The organism is Streptomyces sp. SJL17-4 (genome assembly GCF_036826855.1).
Lineage (GTDB): Bacteria > Actinomycetota > Actinomycetes > Streptomycetales > Streptomycetaceae > Streptomyces.
In genome coordinates this window covers 3344388-3357100 of the sequence record NZ_CP104578.1, presented here as the reverse complement: position 1 = coordinate 3357100, position 12713 = coordinate 3344388, and the positions used below count along the sequence as shown (strand labels likewise).

The window sequence follows — 12713 nt, the reverse complement described above, 5'->3', positions numbered from 1 at the left end:
GTTCGCGGTGCTCGTCGACAGTTCGCGGTGCTCGTCGATCTGGACACCGGTGACCGGACCTTCCGACCCACCGCCCCGATGGCGGTTCCGGCGCCGCCCCGGCGGCCGCCGCGCGGCAGACTGGAAGCCCAGCGGCGCGGATCGATCCGGTAAGGGGTCGTCCAGGGGCGAGCCGGTGACCGAGCCCGCCCGAGCCGGCGACCGAGCCGGTGACCGAACACCTAGTGACAGGTTGGTCTTCAATCCGTAGGGTGCTGAATATGGATATGCAGACAGTCGTCCTCGGCACGTCCGGCACGACCCCGCAGGACGTCATCGACGTCGCCCGCCACGGCGCCCGCGTCGAGCTGTCGCCCGAGGCCGTGGAGGCCCTGGCCGCCGCCCGCAACATCGTCGACGCGCTCGCCGCCAAGCCCGAGCCCGTCTACGGGGTCTCCACCGGCTTCGGCGCGCTCGCCACCCGGCACATCGGCCATGAGCTCCGCGCCCAGCTCCAGCGCAACATCGTCCGCTCGCACGCCGCCGGCATGGGCCCCCGCGTCGAGCGCGAGGTCGTCCGCGCCCTGATGTTCCTGCGGCTCAAGACCGTCGCCTCCGGCCACACCGGCGTCCGTCCCGAGGTCGCCCAGACCATGGCCGACGTCCTCAACGCCGGCATCACCCCGGTCGTGCACGAGTACGGCTCCCTCGGCTGCTCCGGCGACCTCGCCCCGCTCTCCCACTGCGCCCTCGCCCTGATGGGGGAAGGGGACGCCGAGGGTCCCGACGGTGAGCTGCGGCCCGCCGGCGAGCTGCTCGCCGCCCACGGCATCGCGCCCGTCGAGCTCAAGGAGAAGGAGGGCCTCGCCCTCCTCAACGGCACCGACGGCATGCTCGGCATGCTGATCATGGCCCTCGCCGACCTCGACACCCTCTACAAGTCGGCCGACATCACCGCCGCGCTCTCCCTCGAAGCCCTCCTCGGCACCGAGAAGGTCCTCGAGCCCGAGCTGCACGCCATCCGCCCGCACCCGGGCCAGGCCGCCTCCGCCGCCAACATGCTGGCCGTGCTCAAGGGCTCCGAGCTCACCGGCCACTTCCAGAGCGGCGAGGCCCCCCGCGTCCAGGACGCCTACTCGGTGCGCTGCGCCCCGCAGGTCGCCGGCGCCGGCCGCGACACCATGGCCCACGCCCTGCTCGTCGCCGAGCGCGAGCTGGCCGCCGCCGTCGACAACCCGGTGGTCCTCCCCGACGGCCAGGTCCGCTCCAACGGCAACTTCCACGGCGCCCCCGTCGCGTACGTCCTCGACTTCCTCGCCATCGCCGCCGCCGACCTCGGCTCCATCGCCGAGCGCCGCACCGACCGGCTCCTCGACAAGAACCGCTCGCACGGCCTGCCGCCCTTCCTCGCCGACGACGCCGGCGTCGACTCGGGCCTGATGATCGCCCAGTACACGCAGGCCGCCCTGGTCAGCGAGATGAAGCGGCTCGCCGTCCCGGCCTCCGCCGACTCCATCCCGTCCTCCGCGATGCAGGAGGACCACGTCTCCATGGGCTGGTCCGCCGCCCGCAAGCTGCGCACCGCGATCGGCAACCTCAACCGGATCATCGCCGTCGAGCTGTACGCCGCCACCCGCGGCATCGAGCTCCGTCACGGCCTGTCCCCGGCACCCGCCTCCGCCGCGGCCATCGAGGCGCTGCGCGCGGCCGGCGTCCAGGGCCCCGGCCCGGACCGGTTCCTCGCCCCCGACCTGGCGGCCGCCGACACCTTCGTACGCGAAGGAAAGCTGCTCGCCGCGGTGGAGCCGGTCACCGGCCCGCTGGCGTAGGCACGGCACGGCACCGCACCGCACTTACGGCAGGTATGTGCACGTACGGCGCAGGGCCCGCCCCGGGCTTCCCGGGGCGGGCCCTCACGTCATCCGCGGCCGCTCACGACGTCCGGTCGCGGCGGTGCATCGCCAGCGCCACGAATCCCGCCCCGACACCCAGGAAACCCGTCCCGCCGATCAGATAAGGCACGGTGTCCCGGCCGCCGGTCTCGGCCAGGCGGCCGTCGTCCGCGGCGTGGCCGTCCTGGGTCACCCCGATCCGTACCCCGCCCTGCTCGTCGGTGGCGTTGGCTGACGGTACGAACCACAGGGCGCACAGCAGCGTGCCCGCGGCGGTCGCGGTCAGCAGTGGGCGTCGGGCGGCGGACACGGAAATTTCGATCCCCCTTGCGGAAACCGCGAATTGGTCGGTGCGCCGATGCTAATGAACACAGCGGGTCGTGGGAAAGCCGGGAGCCCCGGGGCGCCTACGCTCCGACCCATGAGTACTTCTGAGACACCGCGCTATGTACGTCTTCGGGTCGATGTGGTCCTGGAGATCGACGGACCGGCCGAGCTGGCCGAGGCGGCCGAGGCCCGGATCGACGCCGACGAGTTCATGCCCGAGGAGGAGCGGGTGCCCGCCCGCGCCGCCGCCCACGAGGACAGCGCCGAGGCCCTCGCGTACCTCGTCGAGCCCTTCGACCTGATCCGCGACGTCCCCGGCATCGAGATGGTCCAGGCCTCCTGGAGCAGCGAGGAGGTCGAGTACGACCCCGATGCCCTGGAGTGGGACCTCGGCGAGGAAGATGGTGCGGAGGAAGACGACGACGACCGGTCGTAAAACCGGCATCCGCCCTGTTTCACAGGCCCCGGGACGGCGTCCCGGGGCCTTGTGGCGCGCGAGGGGTGACGGGGCCACCGCTGCCCCGGTGACGGGGGCCACCGCGGCCCCGGGAACCGGACGGGACCGTACGAGCGTGTCGATCAGTGGTGTTCCCCACAAACGCTCCGCCTCCGGAACCGGACGGGGTGTCATGGGCGTTCTTAACAAGAAGTTGGCAGGGAATCGGCGACGATGGAGAAGCGTGTGATGACGGACGGCAAGCGCCGCCGCAGGAGCCTGGCCGCCGCGGCCGCCGTGCTCAGCGGTGTGCTGGTGCTCTCGGCGTGCAGCGACGAGGACAAGGCGGGCACCTCCGGTTCCGCGACGCCGCAGTCACAGGCCCAGGTCGACGAGGCGGCCGCGCAGAAGACCTCCAAGGCGAAGATCACGATCTCGCCGAAGAACGGCGCGCAGAACGCCTCCATCAACAACGACGCCAAGGTCGCCGTCACCGACGGCAAGCTCACCGAGGTCGTCATGACCTCCGCCGAGGGCGAGGCCGTCAAGGGCGAGATAGCCGCCGACGGCCTGAGCTGGAAGCCGAGCGGTCAGCTCGACCGCGCCACGGTCTACAAGATCGCCGCCACCGCCACGGACGCGGAGGGCCTGGAGGCGCACGAGAACTCCTCGTTCACCACGGTCTCCAAGGCCAACAGCTTCATCGGCAACTTCACGCCGGAGGACGGCTCGACCGTCGGCGTCGGCATGCCGGTCTCGATCAACTTCAACAAGGCGATCACCGACAAGGAGGCCGTCCAGGCCGGCATCACGGTGACCTCCAGCGCCGGCCAGGAGGTCGTCGGGCACTGGTTCGACGGCACGCGCCTCGACTTCCGTCCGGACAAGTACTGGACCGAGGGCTCGACCGTCACCCTCAAGCTCGACCTCGACGGCGTCGAGGGCGCCGACGGCGTCTTCGGCGTCCAGCAGAAGACCGTCACCTTCAAGATCGGCCGCAACCAGGTCTCCACCGTCGACGTCGCCACCAAGACCATGACGGTCACCCAGGACGGCAAGACGATCAAGACCATCCCGATCTCCGCCGGCTCCCCGGAGAACCCGACCTACAACGGTCAGATGGTGATCTCCGAGAAGTTCAAGGAGACCCGGATGAACGGCGCGACCGTCGGCTTCACCGACGACGACGGCAAGGGCGAGTACGACATCAAGGACGTGCCGCACGCCATGCGCCTGTCCACGTCGGGCACGTTCATCCACGGCAACTACTGGGGCCCGGACTCGATCTTCGGCTCGGCCAACACCAGCCACGGCTGCGTCGGCCTGAACGACGTCAAGGGCGCCGGCGACCCGAACCAGCAGGCCGCCTGGCTGTACGACCACTCGATCGTCGGCGACGTCGTGATCGTCAAGAACTCCAAGGACAAGACGATCGCCCCGAGCAACGGCCTCAACGGCTGGAACATGAGCTGGGCGGACTGGAAGGCCGGCTCGGCGGTCTGATCCCCGGCACGGCACGGCACGCGCGTACGAGAACGGCGGCCCCCTCCACTACGGAGGGGGCCGCCGTTTCCACGACGGAGGGGGCCGCCGTTCCGCGTCACGCGTACGTTCTGCGCCGCCGGTTGTCCCGCGTCACCCGTACGCTCCGCGTCACCGGCCGTTCCGCGTCACCGTACGTCCACGGCCTCGTCCACACCCCACTGCGCGAGCAGCCGCAGCGCGTCCGCCGACGCCGACCCCGGCTCCGCCTGGTACGTGATGAGCACCAGGTCCGGGTCCCCGCCCGCCACCCGCATGCTCTCGTACATCAGCGTCATCTCACCCACCAGCGGATGCCGCAGCACCTTCGTCCCGTGCCCCTTGTCCGTGACGGTGTGCGCCGCCCACAGCGAGCGGAACTCCTCGCTGCGCACCGACAGCTCGCCGACCAGCGCGAGCAGCGCCGGATCGTCCGGGTAGCAGCCCGCGTACAGCCGCAGCACACTCACCACCTCGGTCGCCTTGCACTCCCAGTCCCGGTAGAGATCACGCGAGTTGGGCCCGAGGAAGACCATCCTGGCCACATTGCGCTCGGCCGGCTCCATCGCCTCGAAGTCGCCCATCAGGGCCCGCGCCATCCGGTTCCAGGCGAGGACGTCGAGGCGCCGGCCCACGACGAACGCCGGGACGCCGTCCATCGCGTCCAGCAGATGCCGCAGGCCCGGCCGCACCTGCTGGGGGCGGGCGATCGCCGCCCGGTGCTGCTTCTTCTTCGCCGTCGGCTTGGCCAGATGCGTCAGATGCGCCCGCTCGGTGTCGCTCAGCCGCAGGGCCCGCGCGATCGAGTCGAGGACCTCCATGGACACATTGCGGCCGTTGCCCTGTTCGAGCCGCGTGTAGTACGCCACCGACACCCCGGCCAGCTGCGCCAGCTCCTCCCGGCGCAGCCCCGGCACCCGGCGGTGGCGCCCGAACTCCGGCAGACCCACGTCCTCCGGCTTCAGCCGGGCCCGGCGCGAGCGCAGGAATTCGCTGAGTTCGGCACTGAGATCCATGCGTCGATCCATGCGTCCCGATTATCCCAGGTCATACGTCCCCGCGGACGGCTGTTCCTGTCCCTGCCAGTGGTAGGCACGCTGGACGTAGGCAGAACAGGGGACTGGGTGATGCCGCCGCCACCGCGCAGGCTGGAGCCATGACCACGAACGTGACCACCGTCCCCGCGTACGCCGCACCCGCCGCCAACGCCCCGCTGGAGCGCACCACCGTGCCGCGCCGGCCCGTCGGCGAGCACGACGTCCTCATCGAGATCAAGTACTCCGGCATCTGCCACTCCGACATCCACCAGGCGCGCGACGGCTGGGGCGAGGGCATCTTCCCGATGGTCCCGGGCCACGAGATCGCCGGAATCGTCGCCGAGGTCGGCCCCGGGGTCAGCAAATTCCAGGTGGGCGACCGGGTCGGCGTCGGCTGCTTCGTCGACTCCTGCCGGGAGTGCGCGTACTGCCTCCAGGGTCTTGAGCAGTACTGCGTCCAGGGCGGCACCGGTACGTACAACGCGCTCGACAAGGACGGCGAGCCCACCTACGGGGGCTACTCCAGCCACATCGTCGTCGACGAGAACTACACCCTGCGCATCCCCGAGGGCATCAGCCTCGACGAGGCCGCCCCGCTGCTCTGCGCCGGCATCACCCTCTACTCGCCGCTCGCCCACTGGCAGGCCGGCCCCGGCAAGAAGGTCGCCATCGTCGGCCTCGGCGGCCTCGGCCACATGGGCGTCAAGATCGCCCACGCGCTCGGCGCCGAGGTGACCGTCCTCAGCCAGTCGCTGAAGAAGCAGGAGGACGGCCTGAAGCTGGGCGCCGACCACTACTACGCCACCAGCGACCCGGCGACCTTCACCGAGCTGGCCGGCACCTTCGACCTGGTGATCTCCACGGTCTCCGCGCCGCTGGACTTCAACGCCTATCTGAGCCTGGTCAAGACCGACGGCGCCCTGGTGAACGTCGGCGCCCCCGAGGAGCCCGTCTCGATCGGCCTCTTCTCCCTCATCGGCGGCCGCAAGACCCTCGCGGGCTCGATGATCGGCAGCATCGCCGAGACGCAGGAGATGCTCGACTTCTGCGCGGAGCACGGCCTGGGCGCGGAGATCGAGCTGATCCGCGCCGAGCAGATCAACGAGGCGTACGAGCGGGTGCTCGCGAGCGACGTCCGGTACCGCTTCGTGATCGACGCGTCGACGATCTGACGCGAGGCCCCGCCTCCCCCCACCGAGTGCCGGAGCATGACCTGCGAGGTAATCGACCCGCACGTCATGCTCCGGCACTCTGGCGTCATGACCGCATACGCCCTCGCGAACCTGCACCCGACGCCCGTCCTCCACGACGAGGTCATCACCTACATGGAGCGCGTCCAAGGGACCCTCGACCCCTTCGGCGGACGCTTCCTCGTGCACGGCGCCCCCGAGCGCGAGGTCCGCGAGGGCGAGTGGCCCGGCGCGCCCGTCCTCGTCTCCTTCCCGTCGATGCGGCACGCGCGCGACTGGTACGACTCGCCCGCCTACCAGGAGCTGCTCCCGCTGCGCACCCGCCACATGCCGGGCGACCTCCTCCTGATCGACGGCGTCGCACCCGGCTACGGCCCGGCCACGGCCGCCGCGCGGCTGCGGGCGGCGGCCGCGTCAGACGGCACGGCCTGAGCGGAGCTCGAGCCGGGTGCCGCCGAAGCCCGAGCGGAAGCGGTCGTCGTGGGAGACCGCGACCACCGCGCCAGGGAAGGCGGCGAGGGCCGCCTCCAGGTCCTCCACCAGGGACAGCGCCACGTGGTTGGTCGGCTCGTCCAGGATGAGCAGATCGGCGGGACGCGTCACCAGCCCGGCCAGTTCCAGCCGGCGCTGCTGGCCCACCGAGAGCCGGGCCACGGGCACGGTCAGGTCCTCCTCCCGGAAGAGACCGAGGGCGAGCAGTTCCTCCGCGTGCTCCTCGGGCAGGCCGGGGCGACCCGCCGCGTACGCGGTGAGCAGCGGCTTCGGGGACGGTACGGCGGGCAGCTCCTGGCGCAGATAGCCGACCCCGGCCGGGCGGGTGACCGTGCCGCTGTCGGGGCGCAGGTCACCGGCGAGGACACGGAGCAGAGTCGTCTTGCCCGCGCCGTTGGGGCCGGAGACGAGCAGCCGGTCTCCGGCGGCGATCCGCAGCTTGTCGATCCACAGCCGCTCACCGACGCCGACACCGGCGAGCTCGGCGAGGACGTCGCCGGGTCCGTACGGGATGCCGCCGGGCCCGCCGTACGGAATGTCGCCGGGCCCGCCGTACGGGACACCGTCGTGACGGCACGGGACACCGTCAGACCCGGCCGCCGAGGCGATCCGCGCCGTGAAGCGCAGGGGTTCCGGCGGGGCCGGGACCGGGGACCTGCGTAGCTGGTCCAGCCTGGCCCGGGCCGCCCTGACCTGGCCCGACAGCTTGTTCTCGTGCGAACGGCGGTGCTTGCCGAAGCCCTGCCGGGGGTCCTTGCCCGAGCCCGCGAGCCGCTGCCCGGCCGCCGCGACCAGCTCCTCCGTGCGGGCCAGCTCCTCCCGCCACTCCTCGTGGTCCTGCGCCCAGCGGCGGCGGGCCGCCGCCTTCGCCGTGCGGTAGCCGGACCAGCCGTCGCCGTACCGGGTCACCGCGCGGGTGTCCCGGTCGACCTCCAGGATCACCGTCGCCATGCCCTCCAGGAACGCCCGGTCGTGGGTGACCGCGACCACCGTGCCGCGGTGGGTGCGGAGCCGTTCCTCCAGCCAGCCGGCGGCGGCCCGGTCGAGGTGGTTCGTCGGCTCGTCGAGGAGCAGCAGCTCGGCACCCGAGGCGAGGACGCAGGCGAGGGCCAGCCGCGACTGCTCGCCGCCGGAGAGCGTGCCGACGCGGCGCTCGTACGGGACGTGGCCGAGGCCGAGCCCGTGCAGCGCGGCGTCCACCCGGGCGTCGGCCTGGTAGCCGCCCCGCTCCTCGTAACGGGCGACGAGTTCCCCGTACGCGGAGAGTTCCTCGGGTGTCGCGGAGCCGAGTGTCTCCTCGGCGGCCCGCATCTCCCGTTCCATGGCGCGGAGTTCGGCGAGCGCCGCGTCGACGGCGTCCCGCACGGTGTGCCCGGTTCCGAGGCCGAGCGTCTCGGCGAGCGTCTGCGCGAGGCGCGCGACACCGCCGGGGAAGCGGACGGTCACGTCTCCGCCGTCGGGCGCCTCGGCCCCGGCCAGGAGCCGGAGCAGGGTGGATTTGCCGGAGCCGTTCTCACCGATGACGGCGGCCTTCTCGCCGGGGCGGACGGTGAGCGTGATCTGTTCGAGGACGGAGCGGTCCCCGTACGCCTTGGAGACGTTGTTCAAGGCCAACTGGGCGCGGTCGCGCATGGGTTCTTTCCCTGGGTGCTGGGGTGCGTTCGGGCCGGGGAAGGGACACCGGGACCACCGCTGCCGCGCCCCTGGGGCGCCGGTTCAGCGGGTCGGACCGTGTCCGCGGCCGGAATCAGAGAAAGAAGTGGAACGAACCCATGCCCCCGAGTGTAACTACCGGGCGCGGGAGACCGCCGGAGCTTTTGCGGCGTAGTCGAGGAGCTCCGCGAAGCGCAGCCACTGGAAGAGGTGCACGTTCAGCGGCGCGTAGCCCGGGGTGAGGTGGTGGCTGATGCCGGTGACGATGGCGGCCGCCTCGTCGCGCACCGCCTCGTCGGGCCGGCCGAGGGCGGTGAGATACGCCGCCGCGCAGGCGTCGAGACGGCCGTACAGCTCCCACAGCTGCCGCGCCCGGTCGTCGGAGAGAAGAGAAGGATCAGGGTGGGGACCCGCTGGAACTCGGCACGCCGGTTCGCCACGGCGGCGACGAGCCCGAGGCGCGAGGGCCCGCTCCCGCCGGGCCAGTGGGGCCGCCGATGCGGTGCCAAGGGGTCGCCGCTCCGAGGGGTACGGACCCCGGCCGCCTTCTCCACGCGGCGGCGGGCCGCGAAGGCCGCCACCTCTTCGAGCCGGGCCGCGCGGCTCGCCTCCAGCGTGTCGAGCGCGCGCAGCAGGGCGGACATGTCCCGCCGCAGATCCGGCGCGGGCAGCGCCGTCGCGGCGAGATACGCCCAGGTCGCGTGGAAGCCGAGCGGCCCGTACTCCCCGACGGCCCACCGCAGCGCCCTGTGCCGCCGGGCGGGCGCCAGCTGCTCGTCACGCACCCGCCGCGCGAAGGCCCCGAAACTCATCCGGCGAAGCTCGGCTCTCGGGTCGTCAGCCGTCGGCCTTCGCGACACCGATCGGGCAGGAGACGCCCGTCCCGCCGATGCCGCAGTAGCCCGCCGGGTTCTTGTCCAGGTACTGCTGGTGGTAGGCCTCGGCCGGGTAGAAGGTGCGGTCCTCCGCAGGGAGGATCTCCGTGCTGATCGTGCCGTAGCCCGAGCCCGTCAGGACCTTCTGGTAGGCCTCGCGGGAGGCGTCGGCGGTCGCCGCCTGGGCGGCGGAGTGGGTGTAGACGGCGGAGCGGTACTGGGTGCCCACGTCGTTGCCCTGGCGGAAGCCCTGGGTCGGGTCGTGGGACTCCCAGAAGAGCTTCAGGAGGGACTCGTAACTGACCTTCGCCGGGTCGAAGACGACCCGGACGGCCTCGGTGTGACCGGTCAGGCCCGAGCAGACCTCCTCGTACGCCGGGTTCGGCGTGTAGCCGCCCTGGTAGCCGACGAGAGTGGTCCAGACGCCGTCGGTCTGCCAGAACTTCCGCTCGGCGCCCCAGAAACAGCCGAGGGCGAAGTCGGCGACCTCCAGGCCCTCCGGGTACGGGCCGAGGAGCGGGTTGCCGAGGACCGTGTGACGCTCGGGAACGGCGAACTCCGGCTCGGGACGGCCGCGCAGGGCCTGCTCGGGGGTGGGGAGGACGGGGGTGCGGGACAGGAACATGCTGCATCTCTCCTCGACGGTCGGCAGTGGTCACAACGTCGGCGGGCGGGGAGGGATTCCCCGAGGGGACTCCCCGAAGGGACTCCCCGAGGGGACTCCCCGAAGGGACTCCCCGAGGGGACTCCCCGCGGAGACTCAGTGCGGCAGCGTCGCCGGGTTCCCGCCGTTCGCCTCGTACCCCGCCACCGCCAGGTTCCGGAAGACCGTGAACTCCGCCGCCGGGTCCCCGCTCAGCGTCCACGGCACCGCGCCCACGTGCCCGTCGACCTTCACGAGCTGGTGCATGGCCTCCGCCCAGCGTTCGCCGCGCACCAGGAACCAGACGAGCAGATGACGGACGTGCGCCAGCATCGGGTCGTCGGACCGGGCCGAGTGCACCGCGTACAGCGCCCCGTCCATCGCCTTCGACACCACGGCCGTCCGGAAGAAGTCCTGTACGAGCACCACGTCCGGCACGTGCTCGTACACCGCGAACAGCGGGAGCGCCGCGAGCAGTGAACCCCGCGGGGCGCGCGCCGCGGCCGTCGTCGCGAAGTGGTCGGCCTCCTCGCGGGAGCCGTGCCACTTCTCGCACCAGTAGTGCAGCGCCGCGAGATGGGCGCCCATGTGCTGCGGCGCCCGGTCGATGACCCGCGCCCACACCTGGTCGAACTCCTCGTGGCTGTAGCCGAGACCGCGAGCCACCGCCAGCTGCGTGATGTACGGGACCGGGTCGCCCGGGGCGAGCAGCGCCGCCTCCTCGGTGACCTTCCGTGCCTCCTCCAGGATGATCCGGAAGTCGTCGGTCCCCGCGGCCGAGGAACGCCAGGCCTGCTGCACCAGGAACTCGCCGTGCACGGCCGCGCCGCCCGCGTCCTTCGGGGCCTCCGCCCGCCAGGTCCGCAGCCACGCGCCGCCGACGCCCGGCCGCTCCTGGAGCTCCAGGGACGCGGCGCCCGCGAAGGCCTGGACGCGCTGCCAGCGCACCTCGCCCTCGTGGTCGGTGGCGGCGAGCAGCCGCGACGCGGCCCGCCAGTCCTGGGTGGCCTGGACGACGTCGAGGACGTGCAGGAGTTCGTCGTCCGCGCCCGGGAGCCGTACGTCCTGGTCCTCCTGTCGTACGAATCCGTACGCCTCCGGATCCGCCGCGTCCGGTGCGCCCGGAGCGACCTGACGGATCCCGCCACCGCGGCGGCGCAGCAGGTAGGGGCCGAGGACGCCGAACAACAGGCCCAGCGCGATCAGGAACCAGAGAATCTCCATACCTGAATCTTCGCAGGTAGTCCCGATCGAGCGAGAATGCGATCCTCGTCCTGGAACCGCGAAGCGGCGGAGTCCACGGCGGCCCGGGGCGCCGGTCAGGGGTGGGCAGGCGAAACGGCTGGGGACGGGAAGGATCGGGTGATCCGTGCGTACAAGTTCCTCATGCGGCCGACCGTCGGCCAGTCGATCGCGCTGGGCGAGATGCTGCGCGATCACTGTTCCCTCTACAACGGGGCGCTGCAGGAACGCCGCGATGCCTACCGGCACGTTTCCAGGACGAGCGTCAGGTACGGGCAGCAGTCCGCGCAACTCAAAGAGATCCGCACCTTCGACGCGGAGCGTCAGGGCCGCTGGTCGTTCTCCTCCCAGCAGGCGACCTTGCGCCGTCTGGACAAGGCTTTTCAGGCGTTCTTCCGCCGGGTCAAGGCCGGCGAGACGCCCGGCTACCCCCGCTTCCGGGGCGTGAACTGGTTCGACACCGTGGACTTTCCCAAGGACGGCGACGGCTGCCGCTGGGATTCCACCCCGAACGACCCTGTCACCCGCGTCCGCTTTCAGGGTGTCGGGCATGTCAAGGTCAACCAGCACCGGCCGGTGGTCGGAAAGGTCAAGACCGTCTCCGCCAAGCGCGAGGGCAAGCGCTGGTACGTGATCGTCACCGCCGACCAGGCAGCCCCCGAGCCGCTGCCCAAGACAGGCAGCGTGGCTGGTATCGACATGGGCGTAGCCAATTTCCTTGCCGACTCCAGCGGCGGGTTCGTTCCCAACCCCCGCCATGGCCGGAAAGCCGCAGCGAGCCTCGAAGCCGCGCAGCAGGCCCTCGCCCGGTTCCCCCGCGTGCGTCGCGACAAGCGCACGGGAAATCACCAGCGGGCTGTTCAGAAGGTTGCCGACCTGCATCGCAAGGTCCGCCGCCAGCGGCTCGACCACGCGCACAAGACCGCCTTGGAACTGGTCCGCGAGCACGACGTCATCGCTCACGAAGACCTCAAGATCTGCAACATGGTCAAGGCGCCCGCCCCGAAGTCCGACCCCGAGACGCCGGGCGGTTTCCTGGTCAACGGGGCCGCCGCGAAGGCCGGGCTCAACCGCTCGATCTCAGATGCCGGATGGGGGGTGTTCCTGACGATCCTGCACGCCAAGGCTGAAAGCGCCGGACGAGACGTGATCGCCGTGGACCCTCGTGACACCTCCCGGACGTGTCCCGAATGCGGGCATGTCGCCAAGGAGAACCGGCCCACACAGGAGAAGTTCCACTGCGTTTCGTGCGGCCACTCGGCGCACGCGGACACGGTGGGCGCTCTGAACGTCCTACGGGCCGGGCTGGCCCGTCGCACAGCCCCACTGGGCCGGCGAGAAGCCCCCTCATCCATGAGGGGGAGGAGTCACGTGTCCATTGTCCAGGAACCGGACACTCGTTGAGACGATCGCGGCGGCGGGGGCC

12 protein-coding genes are annotated in these 12713 nt (G+C 71.6%); 6 read left to right on the top strand and 6 right to left on the bottom strand.

The features are described 5' to 3' along the window. Positions 1–266: 266 nt before the first annotated feature. Positions 267–1808 (top strand): histidine ammonia-lyase, encoded by a 1542-nt coding sequence (gene hutH / locus N5875_RS14630; RefSeq protein ID WP_318209228.1) that lies wholly within the window; start codon positions 267–269, stop codon positions 1806–1808. A 103-nt stretch (positions 1809–1911) separates the two neighbouring features. Here the strand turns inward: hutH and N5875_RS14625 are convergent, their stop codons facing one another. Further along, positions 1912–2181, bottom strand: coding sequence for a hypothetical protein (locus tag N5875_RS14625; protein WP_318208885.1), 270 nt, complete (start codon positions 2179–2181; stop codon positions 1912–1914). Between the two features lie 111 nt (positions 2182–2292). Between N5875_RS14625 and N5875_RS14620 the strand changes: the two genes are divergently transcribed. After that, positions 2293–2634: a hypothetical protein gene (locus tag N5875_RS14620; RefSeq protein ID WP_318208886.1), complete on the top strand. Its 342-nt coding sequence runs from the start codon at positions 2293–2295 to the stop codon at positions 2632–2634. Positions 2635–2868: 234 nt separating this feature from the next. Further along, positions 2869–4137, top strand: a complete 1269-nt coding sequence (locus tag N5875_RS14615; RefSeq protein ID WP_318208887.1) for an Ig-like domain-containing protein — start codon at positions 2869–2871, stop codon at positions 4135–4137. Between the two features lie 167 nt (positions 4138–4304). Here N5875_RS14615 and N5875_RS14610 read toward each other — a convergent pair whose 3' ends face one another. Continuing rightward, entirely contained in the window at positions 4305–5171 is an 867-nt protein-coding gene (locus tag N5875_RS14610; protein WP_318208888.1) for a helix-turn-helix transcriptional regulator, read from the bottom strand. 140 nt (positions 5172–5311) lie between these two features. Between N5875_RS14610 and N5875_RS14605 the strand changes: the two genes are divergently transcribed. Both N5875_RS14605 and N5875_RS14600 read left to right on the top strand, forming a co-directional pair. Further along, positions 5312–6364: an NAD(P)-dependent alcohol dehydrogenase gene (locus N5875_RS14605; RefSeq protein ID WP_318208889.1), complete on the top strand. Its 1053-nt coding sequence runs from the start codon at positions 5312–5314 to the stop codon at positions 6362–6364. 87 nt (positions 6365–6451) lie between these two features. Next, a complete protein-coding gene (locus N5875_RS14600) occupies positions 6452–6814 on the top strand; it encodes a DUF1330 domain-containing protein (protein ID WP_318208890.1) in 363 nt (120 codons plus the stop codon). On the opposite strand, the gene N5875_RS14595 is transcribed toward N5875_RS14600, so the two are convergent. From N5875_RS14595 to N5875_RS14580, 4 genes are all read right to left on the bottom strand, one after another. Next, entirely contained in the window at positions 6797–8506 is a 1710-nt protein-coding gene (locus N5875_RS14595; protein WP_338494197.1) for an ABC-F family ATP-binding cassette domain-containing protein, read from the bottom strand. The two genes, N5875_RS14600 and N5875_RS14595, sit on opposite strands and share 18 nt — an antisense overlap. Positions 8507–8662: 156 nt before the next feature. Continuing rightward, positions 8663–8815 carry a hypothetical protein gene (locus N5875_RS14590; RefSeq protein WP_338494194.1) on the bottom strand — a complete coding sequence of 51 codons (153 nt, stop codon included), beginning with the start codon at positions 8813–8815 and terminating at the stop codon, positions 8663–8665. A 549-nt stretch (positions 8816–9364) separates the two neighbouring features. After that, complete coding sequence (gene msrA / locus N5875_RS14585) at positions 9365–10027, bottom strand: peptide-methionine (S)-S-oxide reductase MsrA (RefSeq protein ID WP_318208893.1); 663 nt, start codon at positions 10025–10027, stop codon at positions 9365–9367. Positions 10028–10162: 135 nt separating this feature from the next. Beyond that, positions 10163–11269, bottom strand: a complete 1107-nt coding sequence (locus N5875_RS14580; RefSeq protein WP_338494191.1) for a hypothetical protein — start codon at positions 11267–11269, stop codon at positions 10163–10165. 138 nt (positions 11270–11407) lie between these two features. Here N5875_RS14580 and N5875_RS14575 point away from each other — a divergent pair, with 138 nt between their 5' ends. Then, a complete protein-coding gene (locus N5875_RS14575) occupies positions 11408–12691 on the top strand; it encodes a transposase (protein ID WP_318208895.1) in 1284 nt (427 codons plus the stop codon). Positions 12692–12713 lie beyond the last annotated feature (22 nt).

Coding starts and splice junctions, on each gene's coding strand:
- N5875_RS14580 (WP_338494191.1), bottom strand. CDS start 11,269: ATGGAGATTCTCTGGTTCCTGATCGCGCTGGGCCTGTTGTTCGGCGTC.
- N5875_RS14615 (WP_318208887.1), top strand. CDS start 2,869: ATGGAGAAGCGTGTGATGACGGACGGCAAGCGCCGCCGCAGGAGCCTG.
- N5875_RS14610 (WP_318208888.1), bottom strand. CDS start 5,171: ATGGATCTCAGTGCCGAACTCAGCGAATTCCTGCGCTCGCGCCGGGCC.
- hutH (WP_318209228.1), top strand. CDS start 267: ATGCAGACAGTCGTCCTCGGCACGTCCGGCACGACCCCGCAGGACGTC.
- N5875_RS14605 (WP_318208889.1), top strand. CDS start 5,312: ATGACCACGAACGTGACCACCGTCCCCGCGTACGCCGCACCCGCCGCC.
- N5875_RS14620 (WP_318208886.1), top strand. CDS start 2,293: ATGAGTACTTCTGAGACACCGCGCTATGTACGTCTTCGGGTCGATGTG.
- N5875_RS14595 (WP_338494197.1), bottom strand. CDS start 8,506: ATGCGCGACCGCGCCCAGTTGGCCTTGAACAACGTCTCCAAGGCGTAC.
- N5875_RS14600 (WP_318208890.1), top strand. CDS start 6,452: ATGACCGCATACGCCCTCGCGAACCTGCACCCGACGCCCGTCCTCCAC.
- msrA (WP_318208893.1), bottom strand. CDS start 10,027: ATGTTCCTGTCCCGCACCCCCGTCCTCCCCACCCCCGAGCAGGCCCTG.